21 protein-coding genes and 1 tRNA gene are annotated in these 25,614 nt (G+C 61.2%); 20 read left to right on the top strand and 2 right to left on the bottom strand.

Features of this window, described 5'->3' with window-relative positions; genetic code table 11:
• Window positions 1-414: 414 nt before the first annotated feature.
• From atpB to nucS, 11 genes are all read left to right on the top strand, one after another.
• Window positions 415-1,227, top strand: coding sequence for a F0F1 ATP synthase subunit A (gene atpB, locus OZY47_RS07585; protein ID WP_277177731.1), 813 nt, complete (start codon window positions 415-417; stop codon window positions 1,225-1,227).
• Window positions 1,228-1,317: 90 nt separating this feature from the next.
• Complete coding sequence (atpE, locus tag OZY47_RS07580) at window positions 1,318-1,545, top strand: ATP synthase F0 subunit C (protein ID WP_277143542.1); 228 nt, start codon at window positions 1,318-1,320, stop codon at window positions 1,543-1,545.
• 55 nt (window positions 1,546-1,600) lie between these two features.
• Window positions 1,601-2,128, top strand: a complete 528-nt coding sequence (locus OZY47_RS07575) for a F0F1 ATP synthase subunit B (protein WP_277179230.1) — start codon at window positions 1,601-1,603, stop codon at window positions 2,126-2,128.
• Window positions 2,129-2,188: 60 nt separating this feature from the next.
• The gene (locus OZY47_RS07570) at window positions 2,189-3,016 is read left to right on the top strand and encodes a F0F1 ATP synthase subunit delta (protein ID WP_277177729.1); all 828 of its coding nucleotides are present in this window, start codon (window positions 2,189-2,191) and stop codon (window positions 3,014-3,016) included.
• Between the two features lie 62 nt (window positions 3,017-3,078).
• Complete coding sequence (gene atpA / locus OZY47_RS07565) at window positions 3,079-4,710, top strand: F0F1 ATP synthase subunit alpha (protein WP_277177728.1); 1,632 nt, start codon at window positions 3,079-3,081, stop codon at window positions 4,708-4,710.
• A gap of 3 nt (window positions 4,711-4,713) precedes the next feature.
• Window positions 4,714-5,664 carry a F0F1 ATP synthase subunit gamma gene (locus OZY47_RS07560; RefSeq protein WP_277177727.1) on the top strand — a complete coding sequence of 317 codons (951 nt, stop codon included), beginning with the start codon at window positions 4,714-4,716 and terminating at the stop codon, window positions 5,662-5,664.
• Window positions 5,665-5,672: 8 nt separating this feature from the next.
• A complete protein-coding gene (gene atpD, locus OZY47_RS07555; protein ID WP_277177726.1) occupies window positions 5,673-7,169 on the top strand; it encodes a F0F1 ATP synthase subunit beta in 1,497 nt (498 codons plus the stop codon).
• The gene (locus OZY47_RS07550) at window positions 7,169-7,465 is read left to right on the top strand and encodes a F0F1 ATP synthase subunit epsilon (protein ID WP_277177725.1); all 297 of its coding nucleotides are present in this window, start codon (window positions 7,169-7,171) and stop codon (window positions 7,463-7,465) included. Before atpD ends, OZY47_RS07550 begins: the two co-directional genes overlap by 1 nt.
• Before the next feature lie 319 nt (window positions 7,466-7,784).
• The gene (locus OZY47_RS07545; RefSeq protein ID WP_277177724.1) at window positions 7,785-8,726 is read left to right on the top strand and encodes a nucleoside hydrolase; all 942 of its coding nucleotides are present in this window, start codon (window positions 7,785-7,787) and stop codon (window positions 8,724-8,726) included.
• 3 nt (window positions 8,727-8,729) lie between these two features.
• On the top strand, window positions 8,730-10,160 hold the full coding sequence (locus OZY47_RS07540) for an MFS transporter (RefSeq protein ID WP_277177723.1): 1,431 nt from the start codon (window positions 8,730-8,732) through the stop codon (window positions 10,158-10,160).
• Window positions 10,161-10,417: 257 nt separating this feature from the next.
• The gene (nucS, locus tag OZY47_RS07535) at window positions 10,418-11,260 is read left to right on the top strand and encodes an endonuclease NucS (protein ID WP_277177722.1); all 843 of its coding nucleotides are present in this window, start codon (window positions 10,418-10,420) and stop codon (window positions 11,258-11,260) included.
• A gap of 156 nt (window positions 11,261-11,416) precedes the next feature.
• Here the strand turns inward: nucS and OZY47_RS07530 are convergent, their stop codons facing one another.
• Window positions 11,417-12,388, bottom strand: a complete 972-nt coding sequence (locus OZY47_RS07530; protein WP_277177721.1) for an FKBP-type peptidyl-prolyl cis-trans isomerase — start codon at window positions 12,386-12,388, stop codon at window positions 11,417-11,419.
• A 140-nt stretch (window positions 12,389-12,528) separates the two neighbouring features.
• Here OZY47_RS07530 and OZY47_RS07525 point away from each other — a divergent pair, with 140 nt between their 5' ends.
• From OZY47_RS07525 to OZY47_RS07515, 3 genes are all read left to right on the top strand, one after another.
• Window positions 12,529-14,151: a hypothetical protein gene (locus OZY47_RS07525; RefSeq protein WP_277177720.1), complete on the top strand. Its 1,623-nt coding sequence runs from the start codon at window positions 12,529-12,531 to the stop codon at window positions 14,149-14,151.
• A 2-nt stretch (window positions 14,152-14,153) separates the two neighbouring features.
• Entirely contained in the window at window positions 14,154-15,158 is a 1,005-nt protein-coding gene (locus OZY47_RS07520) for a hypothetical protein (protein ID WP_277177719.1), read from the top strand.
• A gap of 715 nt (window positions 15,159-15,873) precedes the next feature.
• A complete protein-coding gene (locus tag OZY47_RS07515; protein WP_277179228.1) occupies window positions 15,874-16,839 on the top strand; it encodes a tetratricopeptide repeat protein in 966 nt (321 codons plus the stop codon).
• 402 nt (window positions 16,840-17,241) lie between these two features.
• Here OZY47_RS07515 and OZY47_RS07510 read toward each other — a convergent pair whose 3' ends face one another.
• Window positions 17,242-17,862, bottom strand: a complete 621-nt coding sequence (locus tag OZY47_RS07510) for a hypothetical protein (protein WP_277177717.1) — start codon at window positions 17,860-17,862, stop codon at window positions 17,242-17,244.
• 145 nt (window positions 17,863-18,007) lie between these two features.
• On the opposite strand from OZY47_RS07510, the gene OZY47_RS07505 reads away from it, so the two are divergent.
• The 6 genes from OZY47_RS07505 (at window position 18,008) to OZY47_RS07480 (ending at window position 25,500) form a co-directional block, all read left to right on the top strand.
• A tRNA-Arg gene (locus OZY47_RS07505) sits at window positions 18,008-18,081 on the top strand.
• 62 nt (window positions 18,082-18,143) lie between these two features.
• A complete protein-coding gene (locus tag OZY47_RS07500; protein ID WP_277177715.1) occupies window positions 18,144-19,517 on the top strand; it encodes a hypothetical protein in 1,374 nt (457 codons plus the stop codon).
• Between the two features lie 179 nt (window positions 19,518-19,696).
• Window positions 19,697-21,502, top strand: a complete 1,806-nt coding sequence (gene argS, locus OZY47_RS07495) for an arginine--tRNA ligase (protein ID WP_277177714.1) — start codon at window positions 19,697-19,699, stop codon at window positions 21,500-21,502.
• A 132-nt stretch (window positions 21,503-21,634) separates the two neighbouring features.
• Entirely contained in the window at window positions 21,635-22,045 is a 411-nt protein-coding gene (locus OZY47_RS07490) for a GNAT family N-acetyltransferase (protein ID WP_277177713.1), read from the top strand.
• 165 nt (window positions 22,046-22,210) lie between these two features.
• Entirely contained in the window at window positions 22,211-23,818 is a 1,608-nt protein-coding gene (locus tag OZY47_RS07485; protein ID WP_277177712.1) for a diaminopimelate decarboxylase, read from the top strand.
• A gap of 317 nt (window positions 23,819-24,135) precedes the next feature.
• Window positions 24,136-25,500 carry a homoserine dehydrogenase gene (locus tag OZY47_RS07480; protein ID WP_277177710.1) on the top strand — a complete coding sequence of 455 codons (1,365 nt, stop codon included), beginning with the start codon at window positions 24,136-24,138 and terminating at the stop codon, window positions 25,498-25,500.
• Window positions 25,501-25,614 lie beyond the last annotated feature (114 nt).

Raw genomic sequence — 25,614 nt, 5'->3', positions numbered from 1 at the left:
CAAGCGGTGGGCAATCGTTGGACAGGCGCTGAGCAAGGCATTGTGCAAGCGTTTATTGTGATTTCGCCCAAACTGGCTTTCGTAAATTAGGCAGCCAGCAATTATATGTCTCAATCACAGTCCGCAGTAGGGTTCCCGCAGACAAAACCGAGGTAAGAAACGCCGAAGGAACCATTACAATACAAGGAATTTCACACCTGCATGACCAAGTTGACGTAAAATCATCTCCGGCTGTACGAAAGTCGGCCATGCAGGGGATAAACAAGTGATAAACAACGGTGGGGCAAGATCTCGAGTCTTGTTTTACTTGAGGATTTGACGTCGAGATACGGGCGTCATTCTCCTTGAGACGTCGCACAATTTTTCCTGCGCATGGCTTAAACTGGTAGGTCTGTAGTGAGTCAGGAGGCGCACATGATGGAAACGGTCGGCACGAGTCTGTTGCTGGCGTCCGGGTCAGGTCCCGAGATCCCAACCGTCAACGACTTCCTGCCTCCTGAGATCCTCTTCCAAGGCACGCCATTCGCCATCAACCGCATCATTCTCATCCGGTTGGTCGCCACGGTCGTGCTGCTGCTGGTCCTGGGCATCACCGCCGCGCGCGCCAAGCTCATCCCCGGCCGCTGGCAGGGCCTCATCGAGTACGGCATCGATTTCGTGCGCAACAACGTCGTCTACGAGACGATGGGCGAGCTTCGTGGCCGCCGTTACGTGCCGATGATCGCCACCCTCTTCTTCACCATCTTCGTCTTCAACCTCTTCGGCATCATCCCGGGCGCCAACATGGCCGCCACGGCCACGGTCACCATGCCGCTGGTCTTCGCCATCTGGGTGCTCGTGCAGTATTGGGTCGCCGCCTGCCGTGAGAAGGGCTTCTTCCGCTACATCCGCGACGAATGCTTCACCCCGGGTGTGCCGTGGCCCATCTACATCCTGCTGGCCCCGATTCAGCTGCTCGAGCTGCTGGTCATCCGTCCGGCCTCGCTGACCATTCGACTTTTCGCCAACATGATCTCCGGCCATTTGGTCCTGGCGACCTGCCTGGCGTTCGCGCAGTACTGGATGATCGACGCGGCCAACAAGTTCGTCGGCATCCCGGTGGGCGGCCTCTGGTTCGTCGGTGGTTTCGTGATGACCCTCTTCGAGGCGTTCATCGCCTTCCTGCAGGCCTACGTGTTCGCGATTCTCGCCACGGTCTATATCAACCTGAGCTATCCGGACGAGTGAGGCGAGCAACACAACGCCTTCGTCCCAAATCAAAATTTGAGAAAAACACAGATTTTTAACGTGAATCCATCCCGTTAGAAAGGAAAACAAATGGACATCATCACCCTCGCAGAGGTTGCAGGCAACCTGAGCGTCATCGGTTACGGTCTCGCCACCATCGGACCAGGCATCGGCCTCGGCATCCTCTTCGGCAAGGCCATGGAATCCACGGCCCGCCAGCCTGAGATGAGCGGCAAGATCCAGACGATCATGTTCATCGGCCTGGCTCTCGTCGAGCTGCTCGGTCTGCTCGGCTTCGTGGCGCTGCTCATCAAGTAGTCCAAGACTTGGCAGAACCACAAACAGCAACAAAACGTGAAAGGAGGACTTCATGATGACACTTGCGGACGGCGGCATTCAACTGTTCATTCCCAAGGTCTACGACATTGTGTGGTCCCTGATCATTCTCGTTATCGTCGCGCTGTTCTTCTACAAGTTCTTCATGCCCAAGTTCAATGCGATCTTCGATGAGCGTGCCGAGAAGATCGAGGGCAACATCTCCAAGGCCAAGAAGGCCAAGGACGATGCGGACGCGGCCAAGAAGAAATATGAGGACCAGCTCAACCAGGCCCGCGTCGACGCGTCGAAGATAACCGACGACGCGCGCAACGAGGCCACGAAGATCATCTCCGACGCGCACACCCGCGCCGACTCGGAGGCCGCCCAGATCGCCGCCAACGCGCAGCGTTCCATCGCCTCGCAGCAGCAGCAGGCCATGGTGAGCCTCAAGGGGCAGGTGGGCACTTTGGCCACCGCCCTCGCGGGCAAGATCCTCGGCACCAAGCTGCAGGATGGCGACGTGCAGAAGGGCATGCTCGACCAGATGATCGACGGGCTCGACAAGACGAGCGAGAACAAGTAACGCCGCGGTTGGGCAACCGGCTGTGCGCGGCGAACGGATTGAATGGAAGTGAGGTGAACAATGCGAGGAGAGGCATCATTGAGCGCGGACCGCGAGTCTCGTGACTCGCTGGCCCCCAAGCTCAAGGGCGCTGGCGCCGACGCCTGGCGCATCGGGGAGGATTTGTTTGTGGTTACCAACCTCCTGGACCACGATGTGCAGGTGGAGCGTTCGCTCACGGATCCATCCAGGCCGTCGGCCGACAAGGTGGCGTTGATCAAGGCCATCGTCGGCTCCAAGGCGCACCCGGTCACCGTTGAGATTCTGGCTGATCTGGTCTCCCGCAGGTGGAGCAAGGTGGGCGATATCGCCAACGCCACCGAGGATTTCGGCGTGGACGCGATGATGTATTACGCGGATTGCACCGACGCCACGCTTGAGGTCTCCATCCAGCTCGCCGAGATCCATTCGGCCATGCTGAAGATGTCCGTGCTGCGTTCGGAGCTTTCCGACCAATACACTCCCGCCCAGGCCCGCGTCGATCTGTTGCGCAAGGCCCTCACCGGTTCGAAGCTCAACAAGGTGACCATGCGCTTGGCGGAGCACGCGGCGGCCAATCCCCGTCGGCGTCGCTTCCTGCAGACCGTGCAGTGGCTCGTCGGCAAGTTCTCGCGGCATATGGGCCAGTCGATGGTCACCGTCACCACGGCCACCCCGCTCAACGACACCCAGGTGGAGAAGCTCGCCAGGCATTACACCAAGCAGGTGGGCCGCCCGGTCCACATCAATTCCGTGGTCGATCCCGCGGTGCTTGGCGGCATGCGCGTGCAGGTGGGCGACGACGTTACCGACAACACGGTGGCCGCACAGCTTGAGCAGCTTCATCGCACGGTCAAGGCGCAGGTGTGAGGCCAGGGCGTGACGAATCGAACAAGACTTACCAGTCAATCAATAATCAATAAGGAGTGATCATGGCAGAACTTACCATTGATCCCACCGCGGTGCGAAAGGCCCTCGACGAGTTCGTCGAGTCGTATCAGCCCAGCGACACCCCCACCCAAGAGGTGGGCTATGTCGCCACGGCTGGCGATGGCATCGCACACGTGACGGGACTGCCTGGTTGCATGGCCAACGAGCTGCTGACGTTTGAGGACGGCACCCTCGGCCTGGCTTTCAACCTTGATCCCCGTGAAATCGGCGTGGTGATCCTCGGCGACTTCGCAGGCATCGAGGAGGGCCAGGAGGTACGGCGCACCGGTGAGGTGCTCTCCGTGCCGGTGGGTGACGGCTATCTCGGACGCACGGTGGACCCGCTGGGCAAGCCAATCGACGGCCTCGGCGAGATCAAGAGCGAGGGCCGCAGAATTCTTGAGGCGCAGGCGCCCGACGTGATGCATCGTCAGCCCGTCGTCGAGCCTCTTTCAACAGGCCTGAAGGCCATCGACGCGATGACGCCGATCGGCCGCGGCCAGCGCCAGCTCATCATCGGCGACCGCCAGACCGGCAAGACCGCCATCGCGATCGACGCGATCCTCAACCAGAAGAGCAACTGGGAGAGCGGCGACCCGAAGAAGCAGGTGCGCTGCATTTACGTCGCGGTCGGCCAGAAGGGTTCCACCATCGCCTCCGTGCGCCAGAGCCTCGAGGAGGCCGGTGCGATGGAGTACACGACGATCGTGGCCAGCCCGGCGTCCGATTCCGCTGGCTTCAAGTACATCGCCCCCTACACCGGCTCGGCCATCGGCCAGCACTGGATGTACAACGGCAAGCACGTCCTCATCGTCTTCGACGACCTGTCGAAGCAGGCCGAGGCCTACCGTTCGATCTCCCTGCTGCTGCGTCGCCCGCCGGGGCGTGAGGCCTACCCGGGTGATGTGTTCTACCTGCACTCCCGTCTGCTCGAGCGCTGCGCCAAGCTCTCCGATGACCTTGGTGGCGGCTCCATGACCGGTCTGCCGATCGTCGAGACGAAGGCGAACGACGTGTCCGCCTACATCCCCACGAACGTCATCTCCATCACCGACGGCCAGATCTTCCTGCAGTCAGACCTGTTCAACGCCAACCAGCGCCCCGCAGTGGACGTTGGCATCTCGGTCTCCCGCGTCGGTGGCGCGGCCCAGACCAAGGCGCTGAAGAAGGTCTCCGGCACTCTGAAGATCTCCCTGGCCCAGTACCGCTCGCTGCAGTCCTTCGCGATGTTCGCCTCCGATCTGGATGCGGCGTCCAAGGCTCAGCTGACCCGTGGCGCCAGGCTCACCGAGCTGTTGAAGCAGCCGCAGTTCTCTCCTTATTCGATGGAGCAAGAGGTTGTCTCCGTCTGGGCGGGCACCCACGGCAAGCTTGACGACCTCGAGATCGCCGACGTCCTGCCCTTCGAAAAGGGCCTGCTCGACTATGTCGACCACAACACCGACATCCTCAAGACCATCCGCGACACCGGCAACTTCACCGACGAGACCGAAAAGGCTCTCGATGATGCCGTCGAGGAGTTCCGCAAGACCTACGTCACCAAGGCCGGCAAGCCACTGGTGGCCAAGAAGAGCGATCCGGAATTCACGCCCGCGAAGGTCGAGCAGGAAAAGATCGTGGCGGGAGATAAGTGACGCATGGCTTCGCAACTCGCATTAAAATCACGAATCAATTCCACGACGTCGTTGGGGAAGATCTTCAACGCGCAGGAGATGATCGCGTCTTCGCACATCGCCAAGGCACGCACTGTGGCTTTGAATGCGAAGCCCTACAGTGACGCGATTTCGGATGCGGTGCAGGCGTTGGCCGCCCACACGGACATCGATCACCCCATCGTTCGCAAGAAGGAAAGCAACCCACGTGTCGCGGTCCTGGCCCTGACGGCCGACCGTGGCATGGCCGGCGCCTACACCTCTTCGATCATCAGGGAGACCGAGTCGCTGCTCGACCGCCTCGACGGGGCCGGCAAGAAGCCCGAGCTCTACGTCTACGGCCGTCGCGGCGTCTCCTATTACAAGTACCGGAACCGTGACATCTCCGAGACTTGGGAAGGCGACAGCGACCACCCCGGTGTGCGTATCGCCGAGGAGATCGCCGACCGCCTCCTGGCCGACTACATGAAGCCGGCGAGCGAGGGCGGCGTCTCCGAGCTCTACATCGTGTTCACCGAATTCGTGAACATGGTGGTGCAGAAGGTGCGCGTGCTGCGCATGCTGCCGGTCCAGGTCGTCAGGACCGGGACCGCCGAGAGCGTGGTGGCCGACGATGACGCCTCCGACGCCAAGCCGAAGTCGGGCGACAAGGACGGCGAGACCTCGCCGCTCTACGCCTTCGAGCCGAGCCTCGACCAGGTGTTGGACGCGATTCTGCCGAAGTACGTGCAGTCGCGCATCCATGAATGCCTGCTGACCTCGGCCGCCTCGGAGACCGCGAGCCGGCAGAACGCCATGCACACGGCGACCGACAACGCCAACAACCTGATCGACGACCTGACCCGCCAGCTCAACGCTTCTCGCCAGGCTTCGATCACACAGGAACTTACTGAGATTATCAGCAGCGCAGACGCGCTGAACAAAGAGGAAGAGTAGGAACGCATATGGCTGAAAACGAGTCAACAGCTCAGTCCACAGCGGCTTCCGAAAAGCCGACGATCGATCCGAGCGCCGGGCGCATCACACGCGTCCAGGGCTCCGTCATCGACGTCGAGTTTCCGGCTGGCCACCTGCCCGACATCTACAATGCCCTGAAAGTCAAGATCGGCAACGAAGGCGACACCGAAGGCGAGACCGTCAAGGAGATCACCCTTGAGGTCGAGCAGCATCTCGGCGACTCCACCGTCCGCTGCGTCGCGTTGAAGCCAACCGACGGCCTGGTCCGTGGCGAGAGCGTTCAGGACACGGGCGGCCCCATCGAGGTGCCGGTCGGCGACGTGACCAAGGGCCATGTCTTCGATGTCACGGGCAACATCCTGAACAAGAAGCCCGACGAGACGATCAAGGTCAAGGAGCGTTGGTCTATCCACCGCAATCCTCCGGCCTTCGACCAGCTCGAGAGCCGCACCAAGATGTTCGAGACGGGCATCAAGGTCATCGATCTGCTCACCCCGTACGTCGAGGGCGGCAAGATTGGCCTCTTCGGCGGCGCGGGCGTTGGCAAGACCGTGCTGATCCAGGAGATGATCCAGCGCGTGGCGCAGAACCACGGCGGCGTCTCCGTGTTCGCCGGCGTTGGCGAGCGTACCCGTGAGGGCAACGACCTGATCGGCGAGATGGACGACGCGGGCGTTCTGGAGAAGACTGCGTTGGTCTTCGGCCAGATGGATGAGCCCCCGGGGACCCGTCTGCGCGTGCCGCTCACGGCCCTGACGATGGCCGAGTACTTCCGCGACGTGCAGAACCAGGACGTGCTGCTCTTCATCGACAACATCTTCCGCTTCACGCAGGCCGGCTCAGAGGTCTCCACGCTGCTCGGGCGTATGCCTTCCGCAGTGGGCTACCAGCCGAACCTGGCCGATGAGATGGGCTCCCTGCAGGAGCGCATCACCTCGACCCGTGGCCACTCGATCACCTCGCTCCAGGCCATCTACGTGCCTGCCGACGATTACACCGATCCGGCCCCGGCCACCACGTTCGCCCATTTGGACGCGACCACCGAGCTCGCTCGTGACATCGCCTCCAAGGGCATCTACCCGGCCGTCGACCCGCTGTCGTCCACCTCGCGAATCCTCGATCCGCGCTACGTGGGCCAGGAGCACTACGACACCGCGAACCGCGTCAAGGCGATTCTGCAGCGCAACAAGGAGCTCCAGGACATCATCGCCCTGATCGGCATCGACGAGCTCGGCGAAGAGGACAAGACCACCGTCAACCGCGCGCGCAAGATCCAGCAGTTCCTGGGTCAGAACTTCTACGTGGCGAAGAAGTTCACCGGCCTGGAGGGCTCGTACGTGCCCGCCGACGAGACCGTTGAGGCCTTCAAGCGCATCTGCGACGGCGTCTATGACGAGGTGCCGGAGCAGGCGTTCTCGGGCATCGGCGGCATCGACGACCTCGAGCACAAGTGGCATGACATGCAGAAGGAATACGGTGCGTGATGGCAGGGTCACAGTCTTCCATGCAGGTGAACATCGTCGCGGCCGACCGTCCCTTGTGGAGTGGTGCGGCCAGGTCCGTCACCATCCCCGCGAGCGAGGGTGGCATGGGCATTCTGCCTGACCATGAGCCGATTCTGACGGTCATCAAGGAGGGCACGGTCTCCGCGGTCGACACCGACGGCAACCGTCACTCGTTTGATGTCTCCGACGGTTTCATCTCCTTCGACTCCAACAGGCTCACCGTCGCGGTCGAGCGTGGCGAGGAGCCCAAGGCGAAGGCCGAGTCGGTGGTGTGACGTCCACGCGGTCACCGCATCGATGATGATCTGACGTCATTGTCTTTATGACGGAGCGGGGCAGCCGGTACAATCCGGTTGCCCCGCTCCGTTTTTATATTCTGGCTTTTTATTCTGGTTTCCCGCTTGGGTGAATAATTGACTTGATTTCTCGGCCAAACCTAGCGCAATGATGCCATTATGGTCGGTTGGTGACATATATTCTCGGTTCGCGCTAGTCTAACGTAGGCGAAGAAATGATCGACTTCGCCGTGCCGGTCGTGTTGATTTTGGTAGGCTGGTTTCGTCCGATTAAGGACAAAGAACACAAAGGAGAGATATGCCCAAGAAGATTATTCTGGATTCCGATCCAGGGCATGATGACGCGGTGGCCATTCTGTTGGCCGTCGGCAATCCGAAGATCGACCTGCTGGGCGTCACCACCGTTGGTGGCAACCAGAGCCTCGACAAGGTGACGTACAACGCCCGGGCCATGCTCGAGGCCGCCCACGCCACCGATATCCCGGTGCACGCCGGATGCGACCGCCCGCTGGTGCAGCCTCTGGACACCGCCGCGTCGATCCACGGCGAGACCGGCCTCGACGGCGTCGAGCTGCCCAAGCCCACGCGCCCGCTCGACAAGGGCCACGCCGTCAATTGGATCATCGACACGATCATGAGCAACGAGCCCGGCACCATCACACTGGTTCCCACCGGCCCGCTGACCAACATCGCCATGGCGGCCCGCATGGAACCGCGCATCGTCGAGCGTGTCAAGGAAGTCGTGCTCATGGGCGGCGGCTACCACGTCGGCAACTGGAGCGCCGTCGCGGAGTTCAACATCAAGGTCGACCCCGAGGCCGCGCATGTGGTCTTCAACGAGCCTTGGCCCGTCACCATGGTCGGCCTCGACCTCACCCACCAGGCGCTGTGCACCCCCGCGGTGCAGAAGCGCATCGAGGGCCTGGGCACCGACCTGTCGTCCATCGTCTGCGGCCTGATGAACTTCTTCCGCAAGTCCTATCAGGACAACCAGGACTTCGTCGATCCGCCGGTGCACGATCCCTGCACCGTCGCCTACCTGATCGACCCCGACATCGTCAAGACCCGTCGTTGCCCGGTGGACATCGAGCTGCGCGGCGAGCTGACCCAGGGCATGACCGTGGCCGATCTGCGTGGCCCCGAGCCGAGCGCCGAGGAGTGCCACACGCAAGTGGCCGTCAAGCTGGACTTCGAAGGCTTCTGGAATCTGATTATTGACGCGATCAAGAGGATTGGTTGAGATATGAGTGAACAACAAACAAGCGGGTCCGCCCAGAACAAGACCCTCGACAAGGGCGGCAAGTCGATCGTCGCGTTGATGGTCGCGTTGATGGCGGCGATTTTCGCCTTCCAGCTCAACGCCTCCATGCTTTCGCCGGCGTTGACGACGATGCAGTACGAGCTGAACACCACCAGCGCGCAGATCGGCCTGACCCAGACGGTGTTCTTCACCTCGTGCGCGGTCTTCTCGCTCTTCCTGCCCCGTCTGGGCGATCTGGTCGGGCGCAAGAAAGTGCTGCTCGGCATCCTCGTGCTCACCGCCGTGGGCTGCCTTGTCTCGGCCATCGCGCCGAATGTCGTCGTGCTGATGATCGGCAGGATCATCCAGGGCGTCGCCGGCCCCGTCGTGCCGATGACCCTGATCATGCTGCACAACCAGGTCACCGAGGACGAGCGCTACGCCAGGCTCATGTCGATCCTGACCGCCGTCAACGGCGGCATCGGTGGCGTCGACGCGATTCTGGGCGGCTGGCTCGCCGGCACCTTCGGCTTCCGCTCCGTCTTCCTGGTCATGGTCGCCGTGGCGGTCATCGCTATCGTCCTGGTCATCTTCTTCGCCCAGGAGAGCCACGCGGAGGAGACCCCGCGCATGGACTGGGTCGGCGTCTTCTTCCTGTGCGTCGCCTTCGTGGCGGCCTACCTGGCCATCAACGAGATCGAGAAGCTCGCCGAGGCCAACTGGACCATGGTCGCCATCGGCATCGTCATCGCGGTCGTGTTCTTCGTGGTCTTCTGGAACGTGGAGAAGAAGAGCCACGCCCCGATGGTCACCACCAAGTATCTGAAGCAGCGTAGGACCTGGGGTCTGCTGCTCACCACGCTGACGATGATGACCGCCATCTTCGCCGTCATGAACGGCGTCGTGCCCGCCATGGCGCAGGATGCCAAGGTCGGCGTCGGCCTGAGCGCGAACGTCGTCTCCTTCGCCACCCTGACGCCTTACGCGCTGGTCGGCCTCGTCTTCGGCCCGGTCGCCGGTGTGCTGGCCTCCAAGTTCGGCTACCACAAGGTGCTGCGCGCCGGCATGCTGGTCAGCGCGCTCGGTGTGCTCCTGGGCATCTACACCGCCTTCCAGCCAAGCATCTGGGCCCTCGTGCTCACCTCGCTGGTGCTGGGCGTCTCGTACGCGGGCACCGTCAACATCATGCTCAACGGCCTGGGCGTCGTGCTCTCGCCGGCCGACAACACCGGTTACCTGCCTGGCCTGAACGCCGGCGGGTTCAACCTCGGCGCTGGCCTGAGCTACGTGGTGCTCTATGCGGTCATGAACGCCTTCACCACCTCGCAGGGCCCGCGTGCCGGATACGCCATCAGCTTGGTCGTTTCCGTCGTGATGGTGCTCGTGGCCTTCGCGTTCTCCTTCTTGATCCCTCACGAGGGTGAAGAGAAGTAGTCGCTGGCGATTGCCGCACATTATCTGGCAGCGGCCGGTTAGTCGATTCGTTCGGCGGCCGGCCGCTGTTTTTGTGTTTTTGGTGGTATATAAGCGGTATTTGGCTGGTGTGGATTAGTCTATGGTTCGTTGCGCTATACACATTGCCGAATTGCCACACTATATATATGGTGCTATTTATACTATTTCAATTGTTTTGTCCTATATATAAGGACTATATCGTCGCGTTCGCCCAGAGGCTCGGGTAGAGTGGGGCCGTGCGAATTATTGTTGCTGATTGCTCCGCCATCTATTCCGGAAGGCTCAACGCCTCATTGCCGATGGCCAAGCGAGTGCTGCTGATCAAGGCCGACAACAGCCTGCTGATTTTCTCCGAACTGGGCTCCTACAAGCCCCTCAACTGGATGGCCGCTCCTTGCACCATTAAAGAAGTGACGCCGGAAGCCAACGCGGAGGCCGGTTCCGGTGCCGACGCTGGTGCCGGTTCCGAGACCGAAGAGGTTGTGGAAGACGTTGCTGAGACTATCGAAGACGTCGCCAACGATGCTTCCGAAAGCGTTTCCGAGGAAACTGCTGAAGATGTCGTAGAAGAGGACGTCGCGGAGGCGGCCCCGGAGAAGGTGTTCCGCGTCGCCGCGCAGAAGTCCAACGACATCCTCGAGGTGACCATCCAGCACATCTATTCCGACGAGACCTACGACCTGGGCGAGGACCCGGGCCTGGTCAAGGACGGTGTCGAGGACCACCTGCAGCACTACCTGGCCCAGCAGATCGGCCGCATCGGCGAGGGCGCGAAGCTCGTCCGCCGTGAATACCCCACGCCCATCGGCCCGGTGGACATCATGGCCATCGATGGCAACGGGCAGCATGTCGCCATCGAGATCAAGCGCCACGGCGGCATCGACGGCGTCGAACAGCTCACGCGCTATTGCAAGCTGCTCAACAAGGACCCGCTCATCGCACCGGTGCGAGGCATGTTCGCCGCGCAGACCATCACCCCGCAGGCCCGCGTGCTTGCCCAGGAGCGCGGTTTCGAATGCCTCATCCTCGACTACGACGAGATGAAGGGCACCGACGACGACAGTCTGCGCCTCTTCTGATTGAGTTTGTCGGCCGTTTTGCTCGGCATAGCCGACTGAACAGATACGCCCATAAACAGCCCATAAACCAGTGATGCCCCGGACCACAAGGCCTGGGGCATCACCCATTCATACTCTCAGCGCATCGTTTTACGCGCTTTCAGCATTTCGCCACGCTCACTGCTCGGACTGCTGCGGGCCGTAATCGTAGACCAGATCGACCACAAAGTAGAGCGTGGAGTTGGCCGGTATGCCCTTCTGCGCCTTGTCGCCGTAGCCAAGTTCCGGCGGGATGACCAGCAGCATCTGCGAACCGACGGTCTGGCCGGAGAGGCCCTGGGTCCAGCCCTTGACGACCTGCTGGAGCGAAAGCTGCGTGGGGGCGCCCTTGTCCCACGAGGAGTCGAACTTCGAGGCCTTGCCGTCCTTGTCCATCACCCAGCCGGTGTATTGCACATCGACCGTGTCGGTCTCGGCCACCTGCTTGCCCTTGCCGCGGATGAGGGTCTGCGCCACGAGGTTGCCGTCGGGCTTGTAGCCGTTGAAATCGATGGAGGGCGCGCCGTCGGAGGCGAGCGTGACCTTGGGCAGGTTGGCCGGCACGTCGGTCACCTTCTCGCCGGTGGCCCTGGTCACGGCCTTGGAACGCGAGACGATGGTGAGCGCCATGATGTATGAGGTGCTTGACTTGTTGCCGTCGTTGACGCCGAAGGCCACGGTCGAGTCGATCTTCTGCCCCTTCAGTACGTTGTAGTACATGTCGTTGAGGCTCTTCTTGTTCATCACGATGGAGCAGTCCGGGGTGTTCTTCTCCCAGGTGCTCATCATCTCGCCGCCGTCCTTGGCGTTGATCGAGACCGCCTGCACACACACGCGGTCGCCGTCCTGGATCTGCGCGCCGTCGCCCTTCTGCAGCACCGCGTAGGAGTTGTTGACCACCTGCATGGGGGTGTGGAACGAGATCTTCGGCTTCTTGCCGAGCTTGCCCGAGGCGGTGACGCCGGCCATCTGGGGGTCGTTGGAGTTCGTCGAGGACGAGTCGCTTGACGACCCGCAGGCTGCCAGGCCCACCGACAGGGCCAACGCGCAGAACGCCGCGAACGCCCGCGCCAGGGATTTAGAATGTGTTACAGTCTTGAGATTGTGCATGGTAATCAACTTTAGCCTTTAACCATGATTTAGGCCGTGGTTGTTATGCATATGAATGGATATATAGGCCCGGATTCCAATGATAGGCATAGCTGAAATTCAGAAATCTATCAGCCTCGCCTTGTAGAATCGGAAAAGTTATGACTTCAATGCACAATGAACATCAAAAGGCGAACGCCAAGCCGACGCGGCGTGCTCGCGTCATGCGCGGTATCGTGGCGCCGATTCTCGGGCTGCTGGCCGTCGTGTTCGTTGTCCTGGGCGCGCTCAACGCCACCATCTGGAAACCCGATCCCGAGGTCGCCGCCTCCCAGCAGATCAGCGGCACCCGCTATATCGTCACCGACCCGGGGGTGCTGAACCTCGTCGACACCTCCGTGGACCTCAAGGTGAGTGTGGGTGGCGCCGCGCAGAAGTCGAAGGTGTGCGTGGCCCTGGCCTCCTCGAAGGACGCCACCGGTTGGGTGGCCGGCCATAGCTATACGAGGGTGACGGGCCTGAGCAATTGGTCCACGCTTTCCAGCAAGGTCGACGGCGCATCCAAGGAGAACGCGGGCAAAGCCTCCGATGGCGATGTGGCGTTCAAGGATTCCGATATGTGGCGCAAGGTCCAGTGTGGCACGGGCGAGGCCAGCATCGAGCTGCAGAACGTCGCGGCCGGAGATGTGGCCATCATCGATTTGGCGGGTGGCCAGGCCCAAGCGGACGCGCAGGCCGCCGGGTCTTCGAAGGATTCCGCTAAGAGCGCCGATGTGGCGAAAGCTCCCGTGACGTTGCGTATGCACTGGGTGCGCCAGCATGCTCCTAATTATGCGTTGCGCTTCTTCATCGTCGCGGCGGTATTGGTGCTTGCGGCCGTGCTTGCCGCCTCCGTGTTCGCCATGGAGCCTGAGCGGATCAGGAAGATGGTTGGCAAACATACGCCGAAGCGAGCGGCCAAGGATATTGAGGCCAAAGCCATCAGCGAGGAAGTGACCATCAGCGAGGCGATGACCGGCAGCTTCCAGGCGTTGAAGACCAGCCTGGAGCACAGCAGCCACAAGCATGCCCCCGCGCACACCGCCAACCACATCGCCAGCTCGCACGGTGCGGACGATGCCGGGGCCGCCGATCAGGGTGAGGGTGGCGTTCCTTCCTCGCCCAGCATCATCGACCCGATGCGGCGCAATATGGTGGCGAACGTCCAGGCGCAGAGCGCGGCCGACATCGGTTATGATCCGAACGCTTATGATCCGAACGCAGAGACCAGCGTGATTGACATGGACGAGATGAACAAGGCCTTGAATGGTGGGCTTGGGAAGCCTGGGGACCTCGGTGATCTCGGAGATCTTGGCAACCATAACAAGAGCTCGTCTGCCGATACCGATATCAATACCAATCTTGGCGACAAGTCGGCCGCGGCCGGGGCTGACGACAAGGCGTCCAAGCTGTTTGGCGACAACGGCATGGCGTATAGCGTTCCCTCGCTTTCGCTGGGGGCCTTGGCCGGGCAGACCGAAACGGAGCCCGATGACGCCGAACCTGATATGGGGGCCGCCGAAAACGTTGTGTCCACGAGTGACAGCCAGCCGGACGATGTGGCGAATGTTGCCGAGACCGTTGCCGTCACGCCTGCCGCACCTGCCACACCCTCCACGCCTGCCGATGAGTTGCAGGCCTATTTCCAGCGTCTCGCCGCCGAAGAATCCGGCAATGATTCGGACGGCGACGCTAATAACGATAATAATGAAAACAGCACAGGCAACGACGGAGGTGAGGCGTGAGGATGACTAGGATTTCAACGAAAATAGCCGCCGCGGGACTCGCCATCGTGGCGCTCTTCGGCATGTCCGGCTGCCAGGGGAGCGTCCCCCATCCCAAGAGCCAGTCCTCTTCGGCCGCGCAATCTCCCGACATGACCGAGGCGCAGGAAAAGAAGGTGCGCGGCGACATGCTCGACGTGCTGGACGCCGCCGACAAGGCCAAGAGCCCGGACGAGCTTTCGGCGCGTCTTTCAGGCCCGGCGCTTGAGGTGCGCACCAGCGAGCTGCAGATCGCCAAGGCCACCGGCAACCTCGACCCGAAGGCCACGATTCCGCGCGACATCGCGCAGACCGTCATCCCCACGCAATCCGGCTGGCCGCGTTCCGTCTTCTCGATCACGACCACGACCAAGGACCAGCAGTCCAAGCGCCTGATGGTGATGAACCAGGACAGCGCCCGCAGCAACTACAAGCTCTGGGGTGTCGTGCGTCTCTTCCAGGGCGCGAAACTGCCGAAGTTCGCCATTCCCAGCATCGGCGCCGATATGGGCTCCTCCGACGACTCTGGGCTCGCCGCCAAGCCGCAAGACACGGTGAGCGAATACGCCGATTTGCTGCAGAAGGGCAAGCAGAGCAAGTACGCCTCGAAGTTCGCCGACGATTACTTCCGCCAAGACCTCGACAAGCTTTCGCAGACCGTCGCGGAGGGCATGGAGCGCAACAAAGGCACCCAGACCCAGACCTTCACACCTGTCAAGGGGCAGGTCGCGGTGATGCGTTCCAGCGATGGCGGCGATTTGGTGGTCGCGCAGATCAACTCCGAGTGGACCCGTGCCGCCGGTGAGGGGCGCGAGTCGCAGCCCGCCTCCGACGCCGAGCGTGCGCTGTTCGGCCAGGGCAAGGCCACCAGCACCATGAAGGTGACGTATGTCAACGTGGTCGCTTTCTACGTGCCGCCAGCCCAATCCGGCGAGAAGATCACGGCCGTGGGCGCCGAACGCCAGCCGATCAAGGTCGAAGCCGTCTAGCTTAAGCCCCCGCTCATTGCAGATGTGACGCAAATATGCTGTTTACGGTCACAATCGCAATGTTCGTTACCGTTTGGTTGTAGATGTGACGCAAACAGTCGGTTTACCGTCACAATTGCAATCTGCATGGCCTTCTCGTTGCAAATGTGACGCAAATGGTCAGTTTGGCGTCGTAATCGCAACCTTCATGACCGTTTGGTTGCAAATGTGACGCTTACAGGCTGATTACCGTCGCAATCGCAACCTTTTCGTTGTCGCTGGCTTGCAAATGTGACGCAAAGGGTTCGATTTGTGTCACAAATGCAACGTAAGTTATCGTTTAGTTTCCGTCAAGATTGCAACCACTGTCATCATTTGGTTGCGGATGCGACGCCTGTAGCCGGTTTACCGTCGCAACCGCAACCTTCGTGGCCTTCTCGTTGCAGATGTGACGCGAATATGCTTATTACCGTCATGATTGCAATCTGCATGGTCTTCTTATTGCAGGTGTGACGCAAACACGCCGATTATCGTCGCAATCGCAACCTTCGTGACCGTTTGGCTGCAGATGTGACGCGGATGGCTTGGTTTGCGTCGCAAATGCAACGAGTTTGCTGGGACGATACCGTGCCTGGTCCGCCATAAGATGAAGTGCTCGCTGGCGGGTGGGGGCGCAGGTAAGTTGGGAATTATCGTTTGAGCATGCGATAGAGGCATGCACGAAGAAAGAGGCATGATGGCAGAGAACAAGCCGCAGGCGAATCCGGGTATCTCATTGGCGGGCGCGGTCGATCTGAGCGCGTTGAAGCACCAGGTCAAGGCCGAGCCGGGGCAGGCAGGTGGCGCGCCGGCCGCTGGTGGTTACGTCATCGACGTCACCGAGGCGACGTTCCAGGCCGTGTTGCAGACTTCGGCCACCTATCCGGTCTTGCTGTTGCTCTGGATTCCCACCGACGACAGGCTTTTCCCAATGGCGCGCGAGTTGGCCGAGGCGGTCAACGGGCTCAAGGGCAAGATGCAGCTCGCCCGCATCGACATCAACGAGGCGCCCGAGATCGCGCAGGCGTTGCAGATCAAGGGCGCTCCGGCGCTGTTTGCGCTGATCGGCGGGCGGCCGATGCCGATTCTGCAAGGGTTGCCGGGCGATGAGGAGATGAAGCAGATCGTCGACGAGCTCCTGCCGCAGATCGTGCAGTTGGCGCAGCAGTCGGGTGTGACCGGCGAAGCGCCGTATTCCGGCGATCCCGACGCGGATGGTGCTGGTGACGGTGACGCCGCCGCTTCCGCCGTGCCTCCAGAGCATCAGGAGGCCCACCAGCTCGCCGCCAATGGTGACTACGCCGGTGCCGCCGAGGCCTACGCCAAGGTGCTTGAGGCGAATCCCAACGACACGTTGGCCGCCCGCGAGCGTTCGAAAGCGCTGCTGCTGGGCCGTTCCGACGATGTGGACGTGCGTGACGCGCGCAAGGCCGCCGCCGACAAGCCCGATGACGTGGAGGCGCAGCTCACCGTCGCCGATGTCGACATGATTGGCGGGCAGATCGACGACGCCTTCTCGCGCCTGCTGGATTACCTGGCGGCTGGCCATAAGGCCGACATCGAGCCGGTTCGCAAGCGTCTGCTTGAGTACTTCACCATCCCCGAGCCCGATGACCCGCGCCTCAAGTCCGCCCGTCGTCGCCTCTCCACGCTGATGTACTGAGGCTTCGCGCCGCCGCAGAGCTAACTCTTCTTCGACTTTTCGACGGCATATTTCGGGCAGAATCCACGTGATTCCTATCCAAAATATGCCGTTACTGCTTACCAACAGCTGAAATTGGACGGAATCTGGCAATATTATGTCCGATATCTGCCGTTGCTTATTTTCGACGGCACAAATCGCCCGATAATCTGCTGATTCATGTCCATAATTCGTCGTCATTCGTTGACGGTAGAAAGACGGATGTGATTCGGCTTGATTTCGTCCGTTTTCCGTCGGATTCAAGTGACGGCATGATTCGAGCAAAATCTGATATGAATGCATCTGTTTTCTGTCGTCACGCAGCAGGTATCAGTTTCCGAATATCTCGGATAGTGAGGAAAGAACGGTCCCGATTCGCCCGTTTTACTCGTGGCGGTTATGGCCGTAAATCTGCTCGAAATGGGGACCGGTCTGCGCCAGCTCTCGCTCGAAGTCGGCGCTCCAAGTGCTGAAGGGACGCCCGGCGAGCCCGTCGTTGGAGAAGCGCGCCTGATCGGTGATCTCAGTGACGCAGAAGTCGGGGATGACGAGGTTGGTCACCGGCCGCGAGCGTTTGGCTTCGGCGATGACCAGCGGTGCGTTCGCGCCGCCGAAGACGTCGATGTCCCAGCCGTCCTCGCCGATCCATGCGGCGAAGCGGTTCTTGATGATGATTTCGCCGCCGCGCTTGATCAGTTCCGCGGCGATGTTGGCGTCGATGGGCCGCGATGCCTCGTAGCGCGTGCCGCCCACGGACGGACCCTTGATGGCCACGGAGGCCTCGGTGAAGTCGTCGCGGTGCTGGTCGAGCACTTCGTGCGCGTCGGTGTCGGCGTCCATGGCGATGTGGGTCTTCCGGCTCACCAGCCGCACGCGCAGCGCGTAGTTGTCGGCGTGAACGTAGTAGCTCTGCACGATCAGAGTCGGCGTGTCGTCATAGACGTCGGGCATTTCGTGGCAGAAGAACCGCCGGTCGAATTCGAAGTCGTTCGTTTCAGGGGACATACATCAAGTTTAGACCGGACCACGCACACCCAACAGGGCGGTTACCAAAAGATACCGTACTGTTTCCAAGCGTCGCCTTTTGAAACCCCCTGTTTGGGTGTGCGTCGCGAAGTCACATGGCCGTGTAAACTGAACACTGTTGTTTGGGTCCGTAGCTCAGCTGGATAGAGCGTTTGCCTCCGGAGCAAAAGGTCGTGGGTTCGAATCCCATCGGGCCCACAAAATCAGCGATGCGGCTGTGTCTATTAAAACCTATTCAACGGTAGAGTATTGTGGTTTTCATGGTTGACTATGGTGCTGGCAACGTCGATACCGCGACGTTGAATGTCCCGGAATCGGTGAACGCGAAACGTGATTGGCTGGGCGCGCTCAAGGCCGTCGCCGCCGTCACGGGCTACGAGGTGTCCGACCAGGGCGGTGTGGTCGAGTGTTCGCCTTCATCCCTGTCTTTGTCCTCTGTAGTCTTGCCCACGACACCGGCCAACGCAGCGCCGCGGACGAAGCCAAGGCATCCAAACGGTGGCGGCCAGTCCGCATCGGCTCCCGCGACCTATCGACTTGTCTCTCACGGACGGCGTGGCGAATGGACGATAATCCGCCTCGACGGCCATAAAAGCACCGAGTTGGCGAGTTTCGACAAGCCACAGAGCGCGGTGCTCTTTCTCGCGCTGGAAATGAAGAACCCGCAGCTCACCCGTCCGGAAGTGGTGAGAAACGTCGCGTCCTGCGACATCCCGGAATGGAGGGTTCCCCAAGCGCTCGCCGATTGCGTCGGCGAGGACAATTTCGCCTGCGGGCCGCCCAAAAGCTCGGGCCGGAACGTCGGTCTCGCGCAATCCCAGGGAAAATGGTTCGTCTACTACTACCGCGAAAAATACAATCTGTACCATGTCGGCTTTTACCAGACGTATCCCGAAGCCCTGCAGGCTATGGCGGACATGGCGTGGTCGCTGCGTTGCGCCGAGGAATACGCCTGGGAGCTTGGTGTCGGTGGAGGGCGCGACGTCCAGCAGGCGATTGACATGTTTCTGACCGGTCAGCCGCAATGTTCGCCCTACGACCCGGAGAACCGCATAAAGATAGAGGTGCCCACTTACGGATACCGGTATGAGGGCGACGGCGCGGGCCCGGATGATGGTACAGGCCCGCATGACGGTCACGATGCCGACAGAAAAGGCGATGAGCTGCATTTCAGCGATGAGACCGAAGACGGTTTGTTCATCACGGAACCCGGCGATCGATATCGCCCTGACCGCCGGTTGCTGCATACGTTTGCCATGATGAGCGTGGTCGCCACCGCGATAACCATTGCCGCCGCGGTGGTCTGCATGGTGTGGCTGTCGCCTTCGGAGTTGCCCGGTTGCCTTATTTTGCTGGCGCAGGGCGCGCTGCTGCTGGCCAATACAGTAGCCATGTTCAAGTGCGTGAGGCGACTGTCTGCGGCGAATTATCGTTTGCTGCGGGTGCTGTCTTGGGTGTTGTTGGGCTCGGTGGTGCTGTTCGTCGCCGTCGGCGTGATTCTGGGCGTGACGGTCCATCTTGAGATCGATCTGGAGCCGATCATCGGTGTGGTGTTCATGCTCCTGCTCTGGGATTGGGGCCCTGGTGTCGTCACTGGCAAATACAAGGAATGGAACATGGCGGCGATGGTGTAAGGCTTCGGTGGTCTAGTCCAACTGTGTCTGGTTTGTTTTTCTGGTGACAGTGCGTTCCATGTGGCGAATTTCCGGCCGGTTCGATGGCGCGGCGTGGTATGGGCGTTTTGGTGTCGAATACTGGACGGCTGCGTGTGCCGGGTCGTTAATTGGTTATGAGATATAGTATTATAAGGCCTATGAATCCAGAAGCCTTAAGTGAACTTATTTCGAAAACCGCCCATGAGCTGGTAGACGCAGGTGCCGCCGGCCAATTGACCGCGGACATGATCCCGTCCGTCGACAAGCTCAACGTCATGCGACCCAAGGACCGTGCCCATGGCGACTGGGCCTCCAACATCGCCATGCAGCTGGCGAAGAAGGCCGGCATGAAGCCGCGTGATTTCGCGCAGGCCTTCGCCGACAAGCTCGCGGGCGCCGATGGCATCGCCTCCGTCGAGGTCGCCGGGCCTGGCTTCATCAACATCACCCTTGACTCCGCCTCGGCCGCCGCCGTGGTCGACACCGTCCTCGAGCAGGGTGCGAAATACGGCACCAACGACCACCTCGGTGGCAAGGTGCTCAACCTCGAGTTCGTCTCCGCCAACCCCACCGGCCCGCTGCACATCGGCGGCGTGCGCTGGGCCGCGATCGGCGACGCGCTGGGCCGCGTGCTTGAGGCCAACGGCGCCAAGGTCATTCGTGAGTATTACTTCAACGACCACGGTTCGCAGATCGACCGCTTCGCCAAGTCGCTGGTTGCCGCCGCCCACAACGAGCCGACGCCTTCCGACGGCTACAAGGGCAAGTACATCGACGAGATCGCCCAGCGTGTGATCGACGAGGCCAAGGCCGACGGCGTCGACGTGTTGTCGCTTCCGCGCGAGAGCGCCGGCGTCGACGAGAACGGCGAGTCGCTCGGCGAGGGCGATTCCGAGCAGCGCGAGGAGTTCCGTTCGCGCGGTGTCTCCATGATGTTCACCGAGATTCAGGATTCGCTGGTCAACTTCCGTGTCCACTTCGACGTGTGGTTCCACGAGAACAGCCTCTACCAGAACGGCGCCATCGAGAAGTACATCGACAAGCTGCGCCAGCAGGGCGACATCTACGAGAAGGATGGCGCCACCTGGTTCGCCTCCACCAAGCATGGTGACGACAAGGACCGCGTCATCATCAAGTCCAACGGCGAATACACCTACTTCGTGGCGGATATCGCCTACTACTACAACAAGCGTCATCGTGACGGCGACCCCTCCATTCCGGCGGATGTCGCCATCTACATGCTCGGCGCCGACCACCACGGCTACATCGGCCGTCTGATGGCCGTGTGCGACGCGTTCGGCGACACCCCGGGCGTCAACATGCAGATTCTCATCGGCCAGATGGTCAACGTGATGAAGGATGGCAAGGCCGTGCGTATGTCGAAGCGCGCCGGCAACGTCGTGACCATCGAGGACCTGGTCGACGCGGTCGGCGTGGACGCCGCGCGTTATTCGCTCGCCCGCACCGACTACAACACCAGCATCGATGTGGACTTGGGCCTCCTGGCCTCCCACACCAACGAGAACCCGGTGTACTACGTGCAGTACGCGCACGCCCGCAGCTGCAACGTCGACCGCAACGCGGCCGCCGCCAAGATCGACGCCGCCAACGCCGACATGTCGTTGCTCGACACCGAGGTGGACGGCGAGGTCATCGCCTCGCTGGCCCAGTGGCCCGCGATTGTCGCCGAATCGGCCGACCTGCGTGCCCCGCACAAGGTCGCGCACTATCTTGAGGCCCTCGCTGGCTCGTACCACAAGTGGTACAACGTCGAGCGCGTGGTGCCCATGGCCCTCACCGACGCCGAGGAAGCCAAGGGCGAGGCCGAGCGTGAGGCCCTGCGCATCGCCAAGAACCCGGAACCGGCCCGCGCCGCCGCGCGTCTCAAGCTTAACGACGCCGTGCAGCAGGTCATCGCCTCCGGCCTCGACATGCTGGGCGTCACCGCTCCCGACAAGATGTGAGAGCGAAATCTGTAGCAAATAGCGAATAGTAAATCGGTCGCGTCTTTCATTATGAAATGACGTGGCCGATTTTTTATGCGTCAGATAGCCTGAATACGTAGGGATTAAACGAGAGAAGAGAAGCAGGGAAACATGGTAGACGAAAGCATCAGGTTCACGGACGACAAATGTTTCACACAGGATCAGGCCGAGCGTCTTTTCCTTTCCGTCGGCTGGGTTTCCGCAAAATATCCCGAACAACTGTATAAGGCCCTGATGGGTTCCTCGACGGTCTTTTCCGCGTGGGACGGCGACCGGCTTGTCGGGTTGGCGCGTGTGCTGGACGACACCTCGATGATGGCTTATATGCATTACGTCTTGGTCGACCCCGAATATCAGGGGCGGGGAATCGCCGGTCATATGGTCGAGATGGTCAAGCGGCGTTATGCCGATTACTTCTACATCGAGGTCATGCCCGAAGAAAGCAAGAACGCGTCATTCTACGAGCAGCATGGGTTCAAGATCATGCAGGATGGCGTCGCCATGCAGATTTGCAAGGGTTGAATTTCCGCAGTCGGTTTGCGCGATATGTTGCGCTTTCGGGCAGGTTTTGCCCGACGTCCATAAGCAAACCGTCAAATTGAGATGGTTTCGGCGTTTTCATATCGATTCGCTATCGTTGAATGCAGCTTAACAATACCGTGAGGGACGATAAAGGGGACGGAATATATGGGTATCACTTCGATTTGGCCGGAGGCGACGGCCTTCAACGACAAGGGCGAACTGACGTTCCATGGGCACAGCGCGTCCTCGTTGCTGGGCGAGTTCGGCTCGCCGCTCTACCTGATCGATACCGATGAGGTGCGTGCGCGCGCGAAACGCTTTGTCCGTTCCGCGGCCGACGCCTTCAACACCAACACCACCCACGTGAGCTTCGCAGGCAAGGCGTTCCTCTCCAAGGAGGTCGTGCGCATCGTCACCGAAGCAGGCATGTCAATCGACACCTGCTCGATGGGCGAGATTCGCATCGCGCTCGCCGCCGGGGTGCCGGGGCGCAGGCTGGTGCTGCACGGCAACAACAAGTCCGACGAGGAGATCGAGCTGGCCATCCGCGAGGGATTCGCCAAGATCGTGGTCGACTCGCCCGATGAGCCAGAGCGTATAGCAGCCATCGCGCATCGTCTCGGCAAGCGCGCCAAGGTGATGGTCCGCGTCACCTCCGGCATCCACGCCGGCGGCCACGAATACATCTCCACGGCGCACGAGGACCAGAAATTCGGCGTGCCGCTGCTCCCTGCGGGCGTAAGGCCGGGAATCCTTGATATTCTGGGCAAGCTCGGCAATGCCGATACCAATGGCGATTCCGTGGACGCGTCTTCCGCTTCAGCAGAGACTTCGGACGAATCTAAACTTGATTACTCCGTCAAATATCCCTATGACATCAGCCATGTCAAGGTTTCCGATGAGGAACGTGAACTGGCCGAGGCCATGAACGCCGTGGCGGACGGGCCGGCGCTCGCGGTGCTCAAAGACATCTATCATCGTCAGGAAGACCTGGAGCTGGTCGGCATCCACTCGCATATCGGCTCGCAGATCCATGACGCCAACTCCTTCATCGAGGCCGCGCGGCGCATGATGCTCCTGCGCAAGACCTTCTATGCCACCGACGCCTACACGATGCCCGAGGTCGATCTGGGTGGCGGCTATTCCGTGGGTTATACCGATGCCGAGGATTCCATGGACATCGATGCAGAGCTCGGCCGCCTGTCCGATGCCGTCGCCACCATCAACAAGGCGCTGGGCATGCCCGCGCCGGTCATCTCCTTCGAGCCCGGCCGCTGGATCGTCGCCCCTGCGGGCGTCACGCTTTACCGGGTCGGCACGGTCAAGCACATCGCGCTGCCCGAAGGTACCAAAGACGAGGCCGGCAACCCCATCTCGGAGCGCACCTACGTTTCGGTCGATGGCGGCATGAGCGACAACATCCGCCCGGCGCTCTACGGCGCGGACTACACGGCGCTGCTCGCCAACCGCGACCGTGGCGGCGACATCGATGGCGAGGGCAAGATGGCCGACGGCACCGAGACCATACTCGCCCGCGTGGTCGGCAAGCACTGCGAATCCGGCGACATCATCGTGCGCGAATGCCTTCTGCCGAGCGACGTTCATCGTGGCGACATCCTCGCCGTCCCGGTCACCGGCGCCTACGGCCGCACCATGGCCAGCAACTACAACCAGGCGTTGATTCCGGCGGTGGTAGCCGTCAGCGAGCAGGATGCCCATGTGATGATGCGCCGCCAGACCATCAACGACCTCCTCGCCCTGGACGTCAGCTGAGCGCCGCGTCGGCCATCTAGTGACCAGGCCACGTACTACGGGACAGTACGAAAACTATCGCTGAGCTCGTGTCACCGATAGTTTTTGTCCACTCATATGTGTTTTCTATCGTTGAATTCAAGTCAGCGATAGAAAACGCACATTGGGGAGTAGTGAGGGCGTATGGCGGCGGGTCGGTGAGGTGGCTTGCACACGCCTGTCGGATTTGTTTTTTTAGGATTGATGCACTGGGTAATGCAATATTGCGGTATTGTGGCAATGCGGAAACGTAGCAATGCGGAAATGCAGCGGGAACGTTCGAATAGGTAGGAGCAATCATGGGGCAGACGGAGGATTTTTCTCAGGCGCGACGCGACGATAATGGCGCAAAAGCAGGCGAAGGCAACACAAATCCGATTCGCGTCGGCTTGTTGGGCGCTGGAACCGTCGGCTCGCAGACCGCACGGCTGTTGGTCGAGCAAGGTGAAGAGTTGTCGCAGCGCATCGGTCGTCGCTTGAAGATCACCGGCATCGCCTGCCGCCACCCCGAAAATGTCGATTTCCCGTGGATCGACAAGAGCCTGCTGACCGAAGACACCGAATCCGTCGCCCGAAACGCGGACATCGTCGTCGAGCTCATCGGCGGTATCGAGCCCGCACGCACGCTTGTGCTGGAGGCGCTCAACAACGGATCCTCCGTGGTCACGGCCAACAAGGCGCTGCTTGCCAAGCACGGCACCGAGCTTTATCGCGCGGCTGAGAACAACAACGTCGATCTCTACTTCGAGGCCGCCGTGGCCGGCGCGATTCCGCTGGTCCGCCCGTTGCGCGAGTCGCTGGCCGGCGACACCGTCACCAGCGTGATCGGCATTCTCAACGGCACCACCAACTACATCCTCGACGAGATGACCACCAAGGGCCTCGATTTCGACGTGGCGCTCAAGGACGCGCAGGCCAAGGGCTACGCCGAGGCCGACCCGACCGGCGACATCGAGGGCGAGGACGCGGCCAACAAGGCGGCGATCGTGGCCACCCTCGCGTTCCACACACCCGTGAGCATCGATGACGTCGCCGTCGAGGGCATCACCAAGGTCACCGCCGACGACATCGCGGCGGCCGCGGCCGAGCACAAGGTGGTCAAGCTGCTTTCCGTGGTCGAGAACGGCGAGAACGGCGTCTCCGCGCGCGTCTACCCGGCGCTGATTCCCGAGGGGCATCCGCTGGCGAGCGTGCACGGCAGCTTCAACGCCGCGTTCGTGCACGCGGAAGCCGCCGATGACCTGATGTTCTACGGTCCTGGTGCCGGTGGCGCGCCCACCGCCTCGGCCGTGCTGGGCGACATCGTCACCGAGGCCCGCCATATCGCCGGTGGCTCCGTCGGCCCGCAGATTCCGCTTTACAACAATCTGCCCAAGGCCCCGCTGAGCGCCTCGCGCGCCGTGTTCGCCGTGTGCTTCCGCATCTGCGACAGGCCCGGCATCCTCGCGGCGATCTCGAAGAAGTTCGCGGACTACGGCGTCTCGATCAACGGCATCAACCAAGACCTCAAGCCCACGCCGCACAACCCGGGCTATTCGGGCGAGCTGCAGATTCTGCGCTTGGTCACCCATCTGTGCGACGAGATCACGTTGCGCAAGTGCGTCGACGAGGTCTGCCAGTTCAGCTTCGTGATGGACAACCCCTCGATTCTCCGTGTGATGTGAGCGGGGGAGCACGGACGGCGTTGTCGTCGACGTTGGAGCTTTCAGATTCCTGCGTTGCTGGACAATAGTCGATTTCGCCTCTATGTCCGGAACTGAACGTTCTGATGGGTGGCT

Origin of the sequence: Bifidobacterium sp. ESL0790, from assembly GCF_029395435.1 — a bacterium.
GTDB lineage: Bacteria > Actinomycetota > Actinomycetes > Actinomycetales > Bifidobacteriaceae > Bifidobacterium.
This window is presented reverse-complemented; position numbering and strand designations above follow the sequence as displayed.